Consider the following 18,035-nt stretch of genomic DNA (forward strand, 5'->3'; position numbering starts at 1 on the left):
CAACCCAACTGTGCAATGAGGAAAATATTAAGTTCTTTCTATATAGAATCTTACCATTGGTCAATCTATGGTAAGATTTCTCTTCTCTATGGGAGGATTTTCAACAATACACCTCGTAAAACAAGTGAAATCTTACCTTAGGACCATCTAAGGTAAGATTTCTGTCCCGCGCCCATGCTCAGTCCGTGGATGTGGCAAGTTTATGTACGGCCAATTATCATTGCAAATCCTGATCTTTTAGCCGAATGAATCTCTTTAATTTCACTCGTGTACATCGCTGTATTTCAATAAACGCTGGAACAGTCGAGGTGAAACGCATGATCACTCATTCATTCCTATAACGTGAACAAGTCGTGTTATAACGACATGTTCATTAGAAGGTCGCACGAGATTCAACGGCTTCGGCATGGGCGATGTGGGATTTCCTTTTTTCAGTAAGTTAAGCAAAGCTATAGGGGTGTCTTATTACAGCATTTAAAATTACACAAGTAATGCACACTGCAGCCGAGTGTCTACCACTGGCGACCGCAAATGATCTGTGACACGATGGGGATGGAGCGTGTCTCATTATGAAGCGGGCGAATAAGTAAATGTTCTTCCTCACAAACGGTCGGCAAAAAGATCGACTTCCTAGTTCAAGTGTTACAAAGATTTAGGGTCGCACGTACTTCAAAGCAGCATTTTATGTAGAAACCTACAAACTATAGATTGTTCTTAAATGTGTCCATCTTCTTTTTATTACGTGACAACCGCTTTACCCCCGCTACCTGACCGAGCATAATTAAAAACCTCCCTCACATAGTAAGAAGCTCATGATTGATGAATACGTAAACGAATGTTCCTCTGATGATGACCGGGTGACGCAAAGACTGGAAAGCACAAGTTTATCGAATGTTGTCGGCTCGGTAAAACAGGAAATTGATACATCTGTATTACTATTATGAAACAATTATTGGAGTATGATATATAACAGGGTAAATTTTTTAGTATATTTAAAATATTATTCTGGCTAAACAATAGAACTGGTTATAATACATTGACGAATGAATTAAAGATCATGTATGCTGAAATGGAGTGATTGTGTATTAGTTTTTTAGCGTGATGAATTGAAACAGAATTCCCCAAAGAAAAAGGTTGAAATCTGTTTGTTGAGGGTACGTTACAAGTAGTAACTTTTCGTACGTTCAACGATTCACGTGTGTGATAATAAATGAAAGAGGTGAGCCGTTTTGGCTGAAAAGACAATTGATGCAGTAGAGAATAAGTTCGAAACTTTTCAGATTCTAAACGAGGACGGTAAAATCGTAAATGAAGACGCTGTTCCTGAACTAAGTGATGACGAGCTAAAAGAACTCATGAAACGCATGGTTTATACGAGAGTTGCTGACCAACGTGCGGTTTCGTTAGGCCGTCAAGGAAGACTCGGTTTTTATGCCCCAGTTGCTGGGCAAGAAGCTTCAATGCTCGGATCACATTTTGCGTTGGATAAAGAAGACTGGATTGCACCGGGATATCGTGACATTCCACAACTCATTTGGCATGGCTACCCGCTTTCAAAAGCATATCTCTTCTCTAGAGGGCATTACAAAGGCGGGCAAATGGAAGGCATTAACGTCCTTATGCCACAGATTATTATCGGGGCACAAATCGTACAAGCAGCAGGAATTGCCCTAGGTCTTAAGAAAAAGAATAAAGAAAACGTCGTCATTACGTATACAGGTGATGGTGGTGCTTCGCAAGGCGATTTCTACGAAGGAATGAACTTTGCAGGTGCATTTAACGCACCAGCGATTTTCGTCGTGCAAAACAATCAATACGCAATTTCTGTACCTGTTGAAAAGCAAAGTGCCGCATCAACAGTTGCTCAAAAAGCTGTTGCAGCAGGTATCGAAGGCATTCAAGTAGACGGAATGGACGTGCTAGCTGTGTATTCGGCCACGAAAAAAGCGCGTGACAATGCAGTTTCAGGCAATGGGCCGACACTCATTGAAACGCTTTGCTATCGTTATGGTCCACACTCCCTATCTGGTGACGACCCGACGAGGTACCGTACCGATGATGAGAACGACCCATGGGAGAAAAAAGATCCACTCGTTCGCTTCCGTAAGTACTTGGAAGAAAAAGGGATCTGGTCTGAAGATCAAGAGAATGAAATTGTGGAGCAAGCGAAAGCGGATGTAAAAGCGGCGATTAAAGAAGCAGATGAAACGCCACGTCAAAAAGTAAGCGAACTTATTGAGATTATGGGCAATGATCTCGGACAAAACTTAGAAGAACAACTTGAATACTATCGTGCGAAGGAGTCGAAATAATTATGGCGGAAATGACAATGATTCAAGCAATTACTGAAGCCATGCGCACGGAGCTTAAAAATGACGAAAATGTCCTCCTTTTCGGTGAGGATGTGGGTCATTACGGTGGTGTATTCCGTGCCACGTCAGGTCTACAAGAAGAATTTGGTGAAGACCGCGTTTTTGATACGCCACTCGCTGAGTCTGGTATCGGTGGTCTCGCAATTGGTCTTGGCCTTACAGGTTTTCGCCCAATTATGGAGATCCAGTTTTTCGGATTCTTATTTGAAGTGATGGACGGTGTAGCGGGGCAAATGTCTCGTACGCACTATCGTTCTGGCGGTCATTACAGCAGTCCGATTACCATTCGTGCACCATTTGGTGGGGGAGTGAAGACGCCAGAGTTACACTCCGACAGCCTCGAAGGCTTAATTGCACAAACACCAGGAATCTCAGTCGTCATTCCATCAACTCCTTATGATGCAAAAGGGCTTCTCATCTCAGCGATTCGTAGCAACGACCCTGTCGTTTTCCTTGAGCACATGAAGTTGTACCGCTCATTTAAAGGAGAAGTTCCGGATGAGGAATATACGATTGAAATTGGAAAAGCAGATATTAAGCGTGAAGGAACAGACATTACGATTGTGAGCTACGGAGCAATGGTTCATGAAGCGCTAAAAGCTGCAGACAAGCTCGCTGAAGAAGACATCAATGCTGAAGTCATCGACCTGCGCACAGTAAGTCCACTCGACTTAGAAACAATCATTGAGTCCGTTAAAAAGACAAATCGTGCCATGGTCGTACAAGAAGCACAGCGTCAAGCAGGCGTTGCCGCAACCGTTTCTGCTGAAATCAGTGAGCGTGCAATTCTTCACTTAGAAGCACCTGTTGGTCGTATTGCTGCTCCAGATACGGTGTATGCATTTGCTTCAGATGAAGATGCTTGGCTACCGAATGCTGAAGACATCTATGAAAAAGCGAAAGAAACGATCGAGTTTTAGTGAGCGGTAAAGAAAAGGAGGTACGAAACGATGGCATATAAATTTAAACTGCCGGATATCGGCGAAGGCATTCATGAAGGCGAAATTGTAAAATGGTTCGTCAAAGCCGGTGACAAAGTAGAAGAAGATGATGTGCTTTGTGAAGTACAAAACGATAAAGCTGTTGTGGAGATTCCATCTCCTGTCGACGGTACCGTTCTTGAAATAAAAGTAGACGAAAACACGACAACTACGGTTGGTGAAGTGATTTTGACCATTGATGACGGCAGTGGCGATGATGACGAAGATGAGGGCGAGAACGACCAAAAGCAAGAACAAAAGCAAGAGAAAAAAGAAGAGTCTTCAGATGCTAAGTCAGATGAAACGAAGTCAGAGTCAAAAGAAGAAACGTCTACTGAAGATGAGTCGAAGCGTGTTATTGCGATGCCTACGGTTCGTAAATACGCAAGAGAGAACGACGTAACGATCCAACAAGTAACCGGTAGCGGAAAAAATGGTCGTATTCTAAAAGAAGACATTGATGCCCACCTTTCTGGTGATGGTACTTCGGCTTCTGAAGAAACAACAGAAGCAAAAGAAGAGTCTTCCGCAACGCAGACGACGACTTCGACGGTTACGGAAGAACGTGAACCGCTAAAAGGTGTTCGTAAAGCGATTGCCAAAGCAATGGTTAACAGTAAGCATACAGCTCCACATGTTACGCACATGGATGAAGTTGAAGTAAGTGCGCTCGTGGCAAACCGTAAAAAATTCAAGCCGATTGCTGCTGACCAAGACATTAAGCTAACGTACTTGCCATATGTCGTAAAAGCATATACGTCTGCTCTGCGTGCGTATCCAGCACTCAACGCGTCGATTGACGACGAGAACGAAGAAATTGTGTACAAAAAGCAATATAATGTAGGTATTGCTGCAGACACGGATCGTGGTCTCGTTGTACCCGTCGTTCGCGAAGCAGATCGTAAGTCTGTGTTTATGCTCGCATCCGAAATTTCAGAGCTTGCGGTGAAAGCAAGAGACGGTAAACTTACAAGCGGCGATATGCAAGGAGGAACAAGCACAATTTCGAATGTTGGTTCTGCCAGCGGGGCATGGTTCACTCCAGTCATTAATCACCCTGAAGTAGCGATTCTTGGTATCGGAAGAATTGAAGAAAAAGCAGTTGTTGAAGACGGGGAAGTTGTCGTTCGACCAATGCTTGCTTTATCATTAAGTTATGACCACCGTTTGATTGACGGTGTGACTGCACAAAATGCTTTAAACCACGTGAAGCGTTTGCTTAACGATCCAGAACGCATAATAATGGAGGGGTAATAAATGGTAGTAGGGGATTTAGCAGAAGAAGTAGATACACTCATTATCGGATCCGGACCGGGTGGCTATGTAGCCGCCATCCGTGCCGCTCAACTTGGGCAAAAAGTGACGATCGTAGAAAAAGAAGATATGGGTGGCGTTTGCTTGAACGTCGGTTGCATTCCTTCGAAAGCGTTAATCGAAGCCGGTCACCGTTTTGAAAAGGCGCATGGTACCGATGAGTTAGGCATTACAACTGAAAACGTTTCTTTAGATTTCTCTAAAGTTCAAGAGTGGAAGTCTGGCGTCGTTAAAAAGCTTACGGGTGGCGTTGAAGGACTTCTTAAAGGGAACAAAGTGAATATCGTTAAAGGTGAAGCGTATTTCTCTGCTAAGGACACGGTGCGTGTCTCTGGAGAAAACTACAATTCTCAATCGTACAAATTTAAGAACTGTATCATTGCAACGGGCTCACGTCCAATCGAATTACCAGCGTTTCCTTTAAGCGACCGTGTAGGTACTTCTACAGGCGCACTTGCTCTTAAAGAAGTTCCAAAGCGTCTTGTCGTTATTGGCGGTGGCTATATCGGTGTAGAACTCGCTGGTGCTTATGCAAACCTTGGCAGTGAAGTTACCGTTCTTGAAGGTGAGAAGCGTATTCTTGGCGGTTTTGAAAAGCAAATGGCTCAACTTGTACAACGTCGACTTAAGAGCAAAGGCGTTGAGTTCATTACACAAGCAAAAGCCTCAGGTGTAGAAGAAACAGATGAAGGCATTACCGTTTCTGTAGACGTAAAAGGCGAAGAGCAGAAGATTGAAGCAGACTACTTGCTCGTATCTGTTGGCCGTCGTCCGAACACTGATGAACTTGGTCTTGAGCAAATTGGTGTTGACCTTACAGATCGTGGACTCATCAAAACAGACAAGAAGCTTCGCTCCAGCGTGGACAACATTTTCGCAATCGGCGATATTGTAGACGGTCCACAACTCGCTCACAAAGCGTCTTATGAAGGTAAAATTGCTGCGGAAGTCATTTCAGGTGAAGCGAGTGAAATTGATTATCTTGGTATTCCACTCGTTGCGTTCACAGAGCCTGAATTGGCATCTGTTGGTTATTCTGAAGAAGAAGCGAAAGAAGCAGGTTTTGATGCGAAAGCATCGAAATTCCCATTCCAAGCGAATGGTCGTGCCCTTTCGCTTAACGATTCAGACGGTTTCATGAAGCTCATTACGCGCAGTGAAGATGGCCTTGTCATTGGTGCGCAAATTGCCGGACCTAGTGCATCAGATATGATCGCAGAAATTGGTCTTGCGATTGAAGCAGGCATGACCGCAGAAGATGTGGCGATGACGATCCATGCTCACCCAACACTAGGTGAGATTACAATGGAAGCAGCGGAAGTTGCCATCGGAACACCCATTCATATTAAATAGTTTGATCGATATAAAAATCACCGTGCCAATCTGTTGGCACAGTGACTTTTGCAAATGACGAAACAAAGAGGGGAGTTGCCGATCGGCAACTCCCCTCTTTGTTAGGATTACTCATAATGGTTTCTTAAGATATACATCAAGTCTTCATTCGCTAAATCACCATTCACTTGTTCGTGCGGAGGTTGACCTGCGACGAGGATAAGCGTAGGGAAACTATCGACTTCATGGTCTTCAATAAATGTACGATGGTCATCTGCGTTTAAAATGTTAACGGCTGTTTCATTGACCCGTTCATTTTGTATGGTTAGGAGTGCTTCGTAATATTGCTTTTCAGTATCTATGTTTTCATCGTTAGAGACGAGCACAACAAATGGTTCATCATGACCCGTGTCTTCATCACTTGCGATTGCATCAAGTTCATGTATGGAACCGTGGGTACAAGAAGCAAGAACTAAGCTAAGAAGAAGTAACGAACCGAAGCGGACGAACGGTAATGTATATTGTCTCATAAAAGAGTCCTCACTCCTTATTTCTTCTCTTTATATTTATGATAGCATGTGTGAATTCCCAATTTGCTGGAATAAACAAACTGTAACACGATCGAAAGCATCGAGATGTATTTGTAACGATTAAGGAAACTTTTACTAGTAAACACAGTTATAGCGTCATCCTTATAACTTCTCTATACCCATTTTTTGCAAGTGATAATCCGGACTGAAAAAAGTTTCGGTGTTTTCCTTAAAAAATGGTGTTACAATATTCGTCGATTAGTGTAAGATGGAGACGGGTATTGTAAAATCTTGGAGGTGTCAACATGAGAAAGCCAAAGCGTATGCTTGCACTCGGGGCAGCATCAGCACTACTGCTCGCGGCGTGTGCAGATGATACGGAACAAGCAGGCGATGAGAATGTAGAGGCGGAAGGAACTGAAGAACCTACATTTGAGGATGATGATGAAGCCGCTGATGACGAAGAGGACGAGCTTCCGGAAGAGGACGACGAAGATGAAACCGAAGATGATGAAGAAGACATAGAAGAAGATGTAGAAATACGATATGAAGTGAACCCAACGATGTATTCCATTGATCCGATTGACGATGCACCCGAAGACGTTGTACTTATTACGATTGACGATGGTCCGAAAGAATATAGCTTAGAAATGGCAGAATTATTGCATGAGCATGACATTCAAGCGATTTTCTTTGTGAATGGAATGAGGTTAACAGAACCAGAAGAACAAGAAGAGCTTCTCCAAATTGAAGAGCTCGGTCATGCCATTGGAAATCATACGTATGGTCACCCAAGTCTCCCGGAATTGTCTGAAGAAGAACAACGAGAAGAGATTGTAGGAGTTAACGATCAGATTGAGGAAATTACAGGGGAACGACCTGACTTCTTTAGAGCCCCTTTTGGCCAGAATACAGAGTATAGCTGGCAACTATTGGAAGAAGAAGGTATGGTTGGCATGAATTGGACGTTTGGGTTTGATTGGGAAGCTGACTATATTGGAAACGCTGAGAAATTTTCAGAAGACACACTTAATGCACCTGAACTTGGCGCTGGGGCCAATATTCTAATGCACGACTTAGAACATACGAATGATGCTTTAGAAGATATTATTATAGGTTTAGAAGAGCAAGGCTACGGGTTTGTTAATCCTCACGAAATTAAAATTGAAAATATCGATGAAGACTAACAGAACCTAACTTTGGATGTACTCACTAAAAGCCTAACAGATTCATATCTGTTAGGCTTTTTTTTCTTCGGCCAGGGCGTTTCAGAAGACAGCCTATTATTAGCGCGTGCTTTGTGCTACATTTTTCACTAGCTTTTTAGGAAGAAAGACAAAATCAATATGAGCGAATTACATAACCCATGTTCTTAAAGGAGCATAAGGAATTCTCGGTAAACGACGACATGTTTCATGCCTATAACCACGTTTCGTACCATCAAACAAACGCCTCTTCATTGAACAAGAACGCGGAGAAGAACCATTATCATACCATCAACCTTTTATGTCCGGAACCAAACGGCATAGATGTGAGTTTTCCGTTCCGCCCAGACCCTTTGTCCGGAACTAAAATGCATAGATGTGAGTTTTCCGTTCCGGACAGATCCTTTGTCCGGAACTAAATGGCGTAGATGTAAGTTTTCTGTTCCGGACAGGCCCTTCGGATTGAACAAGCAGTTCGTTTTGAACTCATTCCCGAGTTATTTTAAAGTGACTCCCCATAAAAGCACGGTTGGCTACAGAGAATCGGTATGAATTTTTTTCAAATGGATTTAATTTTGATATGCGAGCCAATTCCATAGCCTCTAATCAAAATCCCACGTCCATGATGAGATTTTTTGAATGAGAGACCATTTTTAGTCGGACCCCCCACATAGATCGGACGCCATCATTCACATTCATATGTAACATAGATTGGACACTTGTGCTCGGGTGTATTGTGGCCACGGATGTCGCCCTTGTGCTCTGGAGTATAAAGAAAACACGGTGGGCGTCTTTTGACCACCGATGTTGCCCTTATAGTCTGGACTACAAGCATCCGCCTGTAATGGAAAGAACAACCAATAGCACAAATTAGGAAAATCTAAGGTTCTTCCTATATAGAACGCGGCAAGGAACTTCCATAATCATCGTACATTTACAAAAAAGTGAACCACCATGGAACGATATCGCCTGATGAATTTTGTATATCAGCACAAAAATGACGATCTTCTCCTCGCTATATCTGTTACACATTTTGCATTGACGCAAGTACTAAAGCAATGACGATAAAAAGTTATGCTAATCAAATATATAGCCTTATTGTGTTATACAATTAGCCGTTGACAAATCAATTGTGACATCATATTATAAATGTAAGGAGATTACAAACGCTTTCATAAGGGGTGCTTAAAATGGCAATGATTATTTGTCAAACGTGTGATTGTACGATCGAACATTATAAAAGTGATAAAGTGGCAACGCTTTATAGTAGTTGTACAGCTTGCAAAAATAAACGTAAGAAGAAATAGCACGAGACGGATGGTTTCCATCCGTTTCTTTTTTTTGTATGATGGGAATTATGGAAAGGAGACGATCATATGGACGAACGTTCGGTCTCGATTCCGTTATCCGTGGATTGGAATCAAGATGAAATTGTAACTGTAGCCAACTTTTTTACACAGATTGAATATGCGTACGGATCAGGTGTGAAAGCAGGTGACGTTAAAGACGCATATGAAGCATTTAAGGTTGTCGTTCCTTCAAAGAGTGAAGAGAAAACCCATTTTAAAGCGTATGATGACCAAGCGAATACGAACACATGGAATGTCGTTAAACGAGCGCTAGACGAAGAACGTGAATACCGAATCACGATGTAAAAAAAGACTGTGCAGCGCACAGTCTTTTTTAGCGGGTTAGGCTCATACGGTATAAAGGAAGTAACGTTTCGTACGTGTCGATGGCTGTTTTTATGAGTTCTCCCTCATCTTGTACACGGCTATCACTAGGGGCGAGCTGCTGACCGATAAGAAATTCGCCTTTTTTTACATCGCGGAACCGTATAACTTTTTTCTCGAGATCTGATTCTGTATGGTCACCGATTTGTTCGGCAGATTTCTTCGTATGATCGGTTGAAATTGCAAAGTCATTCGGTAAAGTCTTTATCGTGTTCAAATCATTCAAAAAGGCTTCGCCGATCTCTTTTTTGTTCGGCAATTCATAAATAAATGCCAACCAGATGAACAGGTGATCATCAAATAAGCCGAGTTGGAAATGTGGGTGCTTTTTATACCCTCTTTTATCTGGGGCGATGGCTAGCCATGAATCATCAGGGGGATTGGTCGTTCTTCTTAAATGTTTGGCGATGTGTAAAAACATTTCTTCTCCAGTTAAGGAAGATATTTCAGAAACTAAACGTTCGCCAATGTTTCTGAATTTCGGTTGGATTTGCTCCTGTAGTGCTTCCATTCGAGGCTCTAGTCCAGGGATGGTAAAGACGTTAAAATCTTTTGTTGTAAAGCCAGTGTTTGACATGGTTGGTACTCCTTTCAAAGCTTGTCTACCTTGATGATAGCGCCCTTTATGCCTGAGATCAAATGTAAGCTAGGGGGACACCTAAAAGTGATAAATATAAGGACATTTAATTTGTAAAGCGCATATGATATAATTATCAAAATCAGAATTTTTAATCATATTACTTTTGACTAGAGAAACTTGGCTTACCGCTAAGTAGGATGGTGGGAGTCCCAAAAAATGAGGGGTGTTTGTGATGGAACAAGTCATTCAGACGCTGAAGAGAACAGATGCAGAGAAACGCATACCGGTAGTTCGACTTGAAATTGATTATGAGCTCGTTACCCTCCACGACTACATGATGAATAATGATTCTGATGGAATCACGAAAGCAAAGAACAAACTCAAAGAACTGGCAAAAGAATTACTCAGACTTGAGGGTTGATTGACGGAAGCGAGCAGAAGCTCGCTTTTTTACATTCTAGGTTTTGTGAGATAAAATGAAGGGAAAAGATATGGTCAATCAAACGTGTTTCACATGAATGTACATACTATTAGGAGGGGCTATCCGTTGTTGTCACCAGAGAAATTATGGGAAGACGTATTAGGTGTCATCCAAAAAGAAATCAGTAAGCCTAGTTATGAGACGTGGCTCGTGCACCTAAAGCCCATCGCATACAAAAACGACACGTTTTACATACAAGCGAAAGATTCACGTACAAAAGCATGGATTGAGGATCACTACACGAATGTTATAAGTAAAGAGATGGAGCGTATCACCGGTCGTGCAGTGAATGTCGCGGTGACGCTAACAGACGACAGTGCAGCCGTTGACGCGATTAACTGGTCTGAGCTAAAAGACGAGGCGATTTCTTTCGTAATGGAGGCTGCTGAGCGTATTCGCACGGTTGAACGGGAGCAGCTGCACATTGATACGAAACAAGATGCCGACGATTTGGTGACAGATAAAGATATTGAAGTTCAACGAATATTAACCGAGAAGATTACTCGCAATTATCCCAATCACCACATCGTCGGTGAAGAAGGTGACGAAGCGTATGTCGACCCGCATGCGGTAACATGGTTTATTGATCCGATCGATGGGACGACGAATTTCGTACATCAAGCGATGAACTATGCGATCTCTATAGGCATTTATCAAGGAGGCGTCGGTCATATTGGCATCATTTATGATGTGCGGGCGAACGAATGGTTTACTGCTGTTCGTGGACAAGGGGCATATGTGAATGGTAAGCGGCTACCAAAGAGACGCCCGGTTCGCTTTGACCAAGCGATCATTGGGTTTAATGCACGCTGGCTCGTCGGTCGGGCAGATGAGAAGATGAAGGATGCCTTCGCAAACATTGTCCGAGAAGTGCGGGCGGTTCGTTCCTATGGATCCGCAGCACTTGAAAGTGCATACGTAGCTGCAGGTAGGTTAGACGCCTACGTCAGCCTTAGGCTGTCGCCGTGGGACTATGCGGCAGCAGCGGTACTTCTTGAAGAGACGGGGGGCGCTTGTTGCCAATTGGATGGTGGGGTGCTTCACTTCGACCGAGAGTGTACGTATTTAGCAGCAGATGAACAAGTGAAAACGAAAATGTTGGCGTATTTAAATGAAACTTAAAAAGAACTCGGGTTCAGCTAGAAGATGCTGAGTCCGAGTTCTTGACGTTAAGAGACCGTTTTACTTTGTCGGTATTTTGAAGAGCCGATAAAAGCAAACGCAATCATAACTAAGGCAAGCAGTGCAATCCAGACGCTTCGTTCTGCAACCGCGACGCCGATCGTTGAAATACCTAAAACAGCAAGCACTGCCATAAATAATACGGGCCATTGGATGTTTTTCATTGTCTCACCTGCTTTTTCATTCAATACGTTTAGTGTAAAGCAATTCCTCACAAAATGAAAGAGGAGCGTGTATAGAGTTGAGAGAACATTTATGGTAGAATAGAAAAGTTGAACAGTTCAAGTAACGGTATATAAGGAGAGTACGCCTAGTGAAAACACAAAGCGATTTGCGTAATATCGCAATTATTGCCCATGTTGACCATGGAAAAACAACGCTTGTCGATGAGATGCTGAAGCAATCTGGAACGTTTGAAGCACATGAACAAGTATCTGAACGTGCGATGGACCGAAATGACCTTGAGAAAGAACGCGGAATTACCATACTTGCAAAAAATACCGCGATTAAATATAACGACACGAAGATTAATATCCTTGATACGCCAGGTCACGCTGATTTTGGTGGAGAGGTGGAGCGCATTCTTAAAATGGTGGATGGCGTTTTGCTTGTCGTAGACGCCTACGAAGGGTGCATGCCGCAAACACGTTTTGTATTGAAGAAAGCATTGGCCCAGGAACTAACGCCTGTTGTTGTCGTAAATAAAATTGATCGTGATGCTGCTCGTCCTGAAGAAGTCGTTGACGAGGTACTAGACTTATTCATTGAACTCGGTGCCAACGACGATCAGATTGATTTCCCTGTTGTGTATACGTCTGCGGTCCAAGGAACCGCTAAGTTACCTGAGGACACTGATACAAAAGGGATGGAAGTACTCTTTGATGCGATTGTAAACAAAGTACCTTCACCAAAAGATAACATTGAAGATTCATTGCAGTTTCAAGTGACGATGCTTGAATATAATGATTTTCTTGGAAGAATTGGTGTCGGCCGAATTTTCCGTGGAGAAGTGTCTAAAGGGGATCGTTGTGTCGTCGTCAAACGCGACGGAAGTGAGCATACGTTCCGTGTAAGTAAGATGTTTGGTTTCCACGGCTTAGAGAAAGTCGAGGTTGAGCATGCCTCTGCGGGAGATATTATTGCCCTTGCAGGTGTGGATGATATTAACGTTGGGGAAACCATCTGTTTAGAAGGAAAGATAGAAGCACTTGCTCCTGTCCGAATTGACGAGCCGACGTTACAAATGACGTTTCTTGCGAACAACAGTCCGTTTGCTGGTCGTGAAGGAGATCATGTGACGAGCCGTAAGCTTGAAGAGCGTTTATATCGTCAACTAGAAACAGATGTGAGTTTGAAAGTTGAAGAAACAGATTCTCCAGATGCGTGGACCGTATCAGGTCGCGGGGAGTTACACTTGTCGATTTTAATTGAAAATATGCGACGTGAAGGTTTTGAACTACAAGTTTCTAAACCTCAAGTCATCATTAAAGAAATCGACGGCGTAAAATGTGAACCGTATGAGCACGTTCAAGTCGATGTGCCTGAAGCTTACACTGGGTCTGTCATGGAGTCGCTCGGTGAACGAAAAGGTGAAATGCTTAACATGGAACAACAAGGCGATGGACAAGTACGTCTTGAATTTAAGATTCCTTCCAGAGGACTCGTTGGGTATTCCACGGAGTTTATGAGCCAAACAAAAGGATACGGCATTATTAACCATTCATTTGACTCGTATCAACAAGCTTTTGACGGTCAGATTGCAGGTCGACGTCAAGGGGTGCTGATTGCGAATGAAAAAGGCAAAGCGACGACGTATAGCATGTTGCAATTAGAAGATCGTGGAGTTATGTTCATTGAGCCAGGGACAGAAGTGTATGAAGGCATGATTTGTGGTGAGCACAATCGTGACAACGACCTTGCCGTGAACATTACGAAGGAAAAAGCGGCGAACAACATTCGTTCTGCCACGAAAGAACAAACAACCACACTAAAGCGCCCGCGCATTCACACGCTTGAAGAAGCGCTTGAGTATTTAGGTGATGATGAATACTGCGAGTTGACACCGGCATCAATTCGTCTGCGAAAGAAAACGTTAGATACCTCCATGAGAGAACGTGAAACGAAACGAAAAAAGAAAATCTCAACGTAATTAGCAAAAGGAGGATTCGCCATGCAAGGACCGGAAATGACGATTGATGATGTTTCTTGGGCTGCTGGCATTATGAATATTCATGAGAACGCAGCGATGGGGTTTTGGCTATTATACTTGGCCGTCGTCGTCATGAGCATTCTCGTGTTTAACTTAGGATTTGCAAGAAAGCTGTCGTTGATGAAAAACATCATTGTGTACGGAGCTTTACTGTTTGGAGCGATCATGCTCACATTTTTCGCCATCTTTATGCCGATTGTAGAATCGTTAATTGCCGCCGCGCTAGTGCTCGGGATTTATCGACTTCGACTGAGAATGCACAAAAAGCAAAAAGCTGCGCAAGAACAAACCGAATCATAAAATGAAGCAACCGATCAACCTCAATGTAACCATTGGGTTGATCGGTTTTTTTGTCGGTCTGATGTGAATATCAGTCTACAGGCGTAGACGAAATCCGCCTCCAGCTCATTTGTTGAGGCGCTGCGTCTTCGTACAATGTAAATAAGAAGAAAAGGAGGTGAACGCTGTTGAGTAGGCATATACTTGCGATAATTGCCGCGATCGTATTAATTCTTGTCGTTATCGCTACACTTGGACCGATGATTGGTTTTTCTGTTGGTGCTCTTTTCATGTATGTCGGTTACCGTCAAGCGGGCATTCAAGAAAAATCTTGGGTGAAATTGTTGTGCTGGACGCTCGTCGTCGTTGGATTTTTCATTGGCATTAGCAATCTCTTTGGGGCACTCGGTTTTCTAGCTGTCTATTTGCTCGTTCGTTTATATGAGCGTTGGACACTGCACTCCCATTCGACATTGGACACAAAATACTCTCGGTAAGGATGATGAACATGACATTTTTTCAAGATCTAAAAGATCAAATTACACAAGACTTAGACCAGTTGTTTGAAAAAAGGGAACCGAAGGTCACTTCAAATCTTCCGGTAGAGCAAGAACTTAAAAAATTAGATAAACAGATGCGGCAACTCGAGAAAAGCTTAGATGAACAACAGCAACTAGAAGCATATTTCTTGCAAGAGCTCGACCAATCAAGAGAGATGATGGCAAAGAGAGCGAAGCAAAAGCAAATGGCCGTATCTGCTGGAGAGGAAGAACTTATTGCACTCGCTCATCAAGAAGTGGTGCGTTACGAGGAGCTCGTTACCGAATATGAGGTGACGGTTGAAGAACAAAAAACACGGGTGAAAAACATTGAAAAACGTGTAAGAGAGCTCCATTTTCTGAAGAAAAATTTAAAAAGAAAGCACCTTTCTGAACATGCACGTACAGAGGAAGAAAAAGCTGAGAAAATGATTCGTCATTGGTTTAAAGAAAGCGATGAGCGAGAAGATGAAAAAGACACAACATCTACGGAGTATGTTGACCTTACAGCCGAAAACAGTGAACTGGATGAGAAATTTCGATTGCTAGAGGAGCAGAACGAGCATTCTAAGCAATGATTCGATATACTAATAGCGGGGGAGAGGGATGCTAGATTCGTTCCCCGCTTCCGACTACATAAAGAGAAGGTGAATGATGATGAGTTCTTCAAATAATCCACTGCTTGCCTATATCCTTTTCGGACTCATCATTTTAATTCTTCTTGAACTGATTTTTCGTTTTCAACCGATCCTCTTCCTAATCGGTGCGATTTTGCTCGTTTATTTTGGGCTTAGTTCTAAACGGATTAGGCACGGAAAATGGCTTGTCCTTCTCGGCCTCATTATTGCGGCTTTAAGTGTGTTCTCTTCTTATGTGTTTCGTATTGCGATCTTTCTTATCGCCATCTACCTTTTGTATGCGTTTTGGAAAAATAGGACCAGCAATAAAAACGTTCAAGTGACGTTGGATACCGAAGGTGACATCGAGGATGCTCGTCGGCAACCGTATTTCCAAACGATGCTCGTCGGTTCACAACAAATTAATGAAGAAAACTTTCACTCGGAAGACATCAATATCCTTCTCGGTTTAGGGGAGACGACCATTCACTTTGAGAATACCGTTCTTCCTTCTGGCGACACGGTCGTTATCGTCCGTGGATTCATTGGAAAAGTGACCGTATATTTGCCTTATGATGTAGGTGTAATGGTCCATCATTCATCTTTCTTTGGAGAAACGCGGCTCTTGGAACATTATGAAACAGGATTCAATCAAAGTGTAACGAAACACTCTAAGCAATATGAAAGCACTACGAGGCGAGTCAGAATCTACACGTCCCTCGTTGCAGGAGATGTGGAGGTGAAGCAACGATGAAAGCCATTGGGCGATTACGCGTTTATCATCTGCTCATCATTTTGCTGCTCATGACTAGTTTTTTCTTCATTGTTGAGTTTTACATTGAAACACCGAATTGGGGTTGGTTGATTGAGATTGAACGCTCACATCTATATATCCCACCGCTTTTTTATATTATTATAGGCATCGTTATCTCGATCTGGCTTATGAACGTTACGACATCTTGGAGTTGGAGGCGTAATGTAGACGTGATGGCGAGTGCGTTGCAACGAACCGAAGAAGGTCGGCTCGATCAGGCAAAGCAAGAGATTAAGCGAGTTGATGCCGATTTTAATATCGTGGTTGATCGTTTTACACAAGTAAACGAACGTTTAAAAGAGCAAGCGAAACGCTCACAACGGCTCGTTGACGATTGGTCTGAAAACGAAAAGGCACTGAAACAAGAAATTGTAGAACAAGAGCGTAATCGACTTGCGCGTGAATTACATGATTCCGTTTCTCAACAATTGTATGCCGCTTCCATGCTGTTATCGGCTCACGTTGAACAGCAAAAAGGGAAAAACGAAGCGCTAGCACTACAACAAATCGAAAAAACGATTACAGATGCACAATCAGACTTACGTTCGATGCTCTTTCAATTGCGTCCGATTCAGTTGGAAAACAAGAGCTTTTCTGAAGGGATCCGGCAGTTCACGGAGCGATTAAGGCAATATCATGCGCTTCATTTTCATGTGTCTGTTACAGACGAAGCAGGACTTCTAACTGGGATTGAAGATCAGCTGTTTCGCATTGCCCAAGAAGCAGTCGCGAATGTTGTTCGTCATGCCAATGCGTCGACAGTTGATATTTTCTATCAGCATGTTGACGGGATTGCCCTTTTAAAAGTGACCGATGACGGGGTAGGGTTTATTGTCCATGAACAATCTTTAGGATACGGTCTTGCGAGTATGAAAGAAAGAGCAGAAGAAATGGGAGGAACGCTTAAACTGATGAGTGTGCCAAATCGTGGAACGAGCATCGAAGTGCGTGTGCCATTAATAGAAAAGGAGGAGGGGATGAATGATATCTGTAGTACTCGTTGACGATCACGAGACGGTACGTCTAGGTGTGTCAGCTTATTTATCGACCCAGACAGACATTGAAGTTATAGGCGAAGCGAGTGACGGGCGTGAAGGTGTTGAACGCGCACTCGAACTATTGCCGAATGTTATTATTATGGACTTGGTGATGAGTCCAATGAATGGGGTTGACGCTACGAAGGAAATTAAAGAGAAGTGGCCGGAAGCCAAAGTACTCGTTGTGACGAGTTTCGTTGACGAGGAGATGCTAACACCGGCATTACAAGCCGGTGCTTCTAGTTATGTGTTGAAAACGAGTAGTGCAAAAGAAATTGCCGATGCGATTCGCAAAACGTACGCTGGGGAGTCGGTTCTTGATCCGAAAGTGCAAGGAAAAATGCTCTCTTTATACAAAACCCCACAAGTTGCTCTTCATGAGCAGCTCACAACGAGAGAAAGAGAAATTCTAAAGCTCATGGCTGAAGGAAAATCGAACCGGACCATTGCTGAAGAATTATTCATAACGATTAAAACTGTGAAAACACACGTCAGTCATGTACTGCAGAAATTGGAAGTAGAAGATCGGACGCAGGCAGTTGTGTATGCGTTTGATTACAAGTTGTTTTCTTGACGATGAGGGACGTGGTAATGACCGTTTGCCCGTCTCTCTTTTGTTCGTTTTTCAATTCGGTCATAACAGTCCGGGCACGTATACGTGTGAATCGGACGGTTTTTTAGTTTCTTTGTAAAGGGGTCATCATCAGAAAGCCGATCAATTCGGTCACATAGCAAGCATTTTGCTCTCATTGTTTTACTCCTTTTTGTTCAATAGACATACCTCTATTCTACTAATCCCGGACAGAAATTGAAAGACTTGTCAACATTGAA

At 43.0% G+C, this 18,035-nt stretch carries 20 protein-coding genes; 16 read left to right on the forward strand and 4 right to left on the reverse strand.

Features of this window, described 5'->3' with window-relative positions:
* Positions 1-1,229 precede the first annotated feature (1,229 nt).
* From pdhA to lpdA, 4 genes are read left to right on the forward strand one after another with little or no spacing between them, the layout of a single operon-like run.
* The gene (gene pdhA / locus JCM19039_RS18535) at positions 1,230-2,312 is read left to right on the forward strand and encodes a pyruvate dehydrogenase (acetyl-transferring) E1 component subunit alpha (RefSeq protein ID WP_042430055.1); all 1,083 of its coding nucleotides are present in this window, start codon (positions 1,230-1,232) and stop codon (positions 2,310-2,312) included.
* A gap of 2 nt (positions 2,313-2,314) precedes the next feature.
* Positions 2,315-3,292: an alpha-ketoacid dehydrogenase subunit beta gene (locus JCM19039_RS18540; RefSeq protein ID WP_042430057.1), complete on the forward strand. Its 978-nt coding sequence runs from the start codon at positions 2,315-2,317 to the stop codon at positions 3,290-3,292.
* A 30-nt stretch (positions 3,293-3,322) separates the two neighbouring features.
* Positions 3,323-4,606: a dihydrolipoamide acetyltransferase family protein gene (locus tag JCM19039_RS18545; protein WP_042430060.1), complete on the forward strand. Its 1,284-nt coding sequence runs from the start codon at positions 3,323-3,325 to the stop codon at positions 4,604-4,606.
* Between the two features lie 3 nt (positions 4,607-4,609).
* Complete coding sequence (gene lpdA, locus JCM19039_RS18550) at positions 4,610-6,019, forward strand: dihydrolipoyl dehydrogenase (protein WP_042430063.1); 1,410 nt, start codon at positions 4,610-4,612, stop codon at positions 6,017-6,019.
* A gap of 107 nt (positions 6,020-6,126) precedes the next feature.
* Here lpdA and JCM19039_RS18555 read toward each other — a convergent pair whose 3' ends face one another.
* Positions 6,127-6,528: a hypothetical protein gene (locus tag JCM19039_RS18555; RefSeq protein ID WP_042430065.1), complete on the reverse strand. Its 402-nt coding sequence runs from the start codon at positions 6,526-6,528 to the stop codon at positions 6,127-6,129.
* 305 nt (positions 6,529-6,833) lie between these two features.
* Here JCM19039_RS18555 and JCM19039_RS18560 point away from each other — a divergent pair, with 305 nt between their 5' ends.
* The 3 genes from JCM19039_RS18560 (at position 6,834) to JCM19039_RS18565 (ending at position 9,388) form a co-directional block, all read left to right on the forward strand.
* The gene (locus tag JCM19039_RS18560) at positions 6,834-7,715 is read left to right on the forward strand and encodes a polysaccharide deacetylase family protein (protein WP_042430068.1); all 882 of its coding nucleotides are present in this window, start codon (positions 6,834-6,836) and stop codon (positions 7,713-7,715) included.
* 1,214 nt (positions 7,716-8,929) lie between these two features.
* Complete coding sequence (locus JCM19039_RS23390; protein ID WP_307190299.1) at positions 8,930-9,040, forward strand: GapA-binding peptide SR1P; 111 nt, start codon at positions 8,930-8,932, stop codon at positions 9,038-9,040.
* A gap of 69 nt (positions 9,041-9,109) precedes the next feature.
* Positions 9,110-9,388 (forward strand): UPF0223 family protein, encoded by a 279-nt coding sequence (locus tag JCM19039_RS18565; protein WP_042430070.1) that lies wholly within the window; start codon positions 9,110-9,112, stop codon positions 9,386-9,388.
* 28 nt (positions 9,389-9,416) lie between these two features.
* On the opposite strand, the gene JCM19039_RS18570 is transcribed toward JCM19039_RS18565, so the two are convergent.
* On the reverse strand, positions 9,417-10,043 hold the full coding sequence (locus JCM19039_RS18570) for a YktB family protein (protein WP_042430072.1): 627 nt from the start codon (positions 10,041-10,043) through the stop codon (positions 9,417-9,419).
* A 235-nt stretch (positions 10,044-10,278) separates the two neighbouring features.
* On the opposite strand from JCM19039_RS18570, the gene JCM19039_RS18575 reads away from it, so the two are divergent.
* Both JCM19039_RS18575 and JCM19039_RS18580 read left to right on the forward strand, forming a co-directional pair.
* A complete protein-coding gene (locus JCM19039_RS18575; protein WP_042400943.1) occupies positions 10,279-10,467 on the forward strand; it encodes a hypothetical protein in 189 nt (62 codons plus the stop codon).
* Positions 10,468-10,596: 129 nt separating this feature from the next.
* A complete protein-coding gene (locus tag JCM19039_RS18580; protein ID WP_193744292.1) occupies positions 10,597-11,649 on the forward strand; it encodes an inositol monophosphatase family protein in 1,053 nt (350 codons plus the stop codon).
* 47 nt (positions 11,650-11,696) lie between these two features.
* Here the strand turns inward: JCM19039_RS18580 and JCM19039_RS24610 are convergent, their stop codons facing one another.
* On the reverse strand, positions 11,697-11,873 hold the full coding sequence (locus JCM19039_RS24610; protein WP_193744293.1) for a DUF5325 family protein: 177 nt from the start codon (positions 11,871-11,873) through the stop codon (positions 11,697-11,699).
* A gap of 149 nt (positions 11,874-12,022) precedes the next feature.
* Here JCM19039_RS24610 and typA point away from each other — a divergent pair, with 149 nt between their 5' ends.
* The 7 genes from typA to JCM19039_RS18620 all read left to right on the forward strand — a co-directional run bounded on the left by typA (position 12,023) and on the right by JCM19039_RS18620 (position 17,778).
* On the forward strand, positions 12,023-13,858 hold the full coding sequence (gene typA / locus JCM19039_RS18590) for a translational GTPase TypA (protein WP_042430077.1): 1,836 nt from the start codon (positions 12,023-12,025) through the stop codon (positions 13,856-13,858).
* Between the two features lie 21 nt (positions 13,859-13,879).
* A complete protein-coding gene (locus JCM19039_RS18595) occupies positions 13,880-14,218 on the forward strand; it encodes a YlaH-like family protein (protein ID WP_238545141.1) in 339 nt (112 codons plus the stop codon).
* 167 nt (positions 14,219-14,385) lie between these two features.
* Entirely contained in the window at positions 14,386-14,694 is a 309-nt protein-coding gene (locus tag JCM19039_RS18600; RefSeq protein ID WP_042430078.1) for a hypothetical protein, read from the forward strand.
* Positions 14,695-14,705: 11 nt separating this feature from the next.
* Positions 14,706-15,314, forward strand: coding sequence for a hypothetical protein (locus JCM19039_RS18605; protein WP_042430082.1), 609 nt, complete (start codon positions 14,706-14,708; stop codon positions 15,312-15,314).
* A gap of 79 nt (positions 15,315-15,393) precedes the next feature.
* The gene (liaF, locus tag JCM19039_RS18610) at positions 15,394-16,107 is read left to right on the forward strand and encodes a cell wall-active antibiotics response protein LiaF (protein WP_193744294.1); all 714 of its coding nucleotides are present in this window, start codon (positions 15,394-15,396) and stop codon (positions 16,105-16,107) included.
* Positions 16,104-17,171: a sensor histidine kinase gene (locus tag JCM19039_RS18615; RefSeq protein ID WP_052398937.1), complete on the forward strand. Its 1,068-nt coding sequence runs from the start codon at positions 16,104-16,106 to the stop codon at positions 17,169-17,171. The genes liaF and JCM19039_RS18615 overlap by 4 nt, the downstream gene beginning before the upstream one ends.
* A complete protein-coding gene (locus JCM19039_RS18620; RefSeq protein ID WP_042430084.1) occupies positions 17,149-17,778 on the forward strand; it encodes a response regulator transcription factor in 630 nt (209 codons plus the stop codon). Before JCM19039_RS18615 ends, JCM19039_RS18620 begins: the two co-directional genes overlap by 23 nt.
* Here JCM19039_RS18620 and JCM19039_RS18625 read toward each other — a convergent pair.
* On the reverse strand, positions 17,760-17,954 hold the full coding sequence (locus JCM19039_RS18625) for a YlaI family protein (protein ID WP_042400920.1): 195 nt from the start codon (positions 17,952-17,954) through the stop codon (positions 17,760-17,762). The genes JCM19039_RS18620 and JCM19039_RS18625 overlap by 19 nt on opposite strands.
* Positions 17,955-18,035: the final 81 nt, after the last annotated feature.

Origin of the sequence: Geomicrobium sp. JCM 19039 (genome assembly GCF_000698145.1) — a bacterium.
Taxonomy (GTDB): Bacteria; Bacillota; Bacilli; order Bacillales; family Marinococcaceae; genus Geomicrobium_A.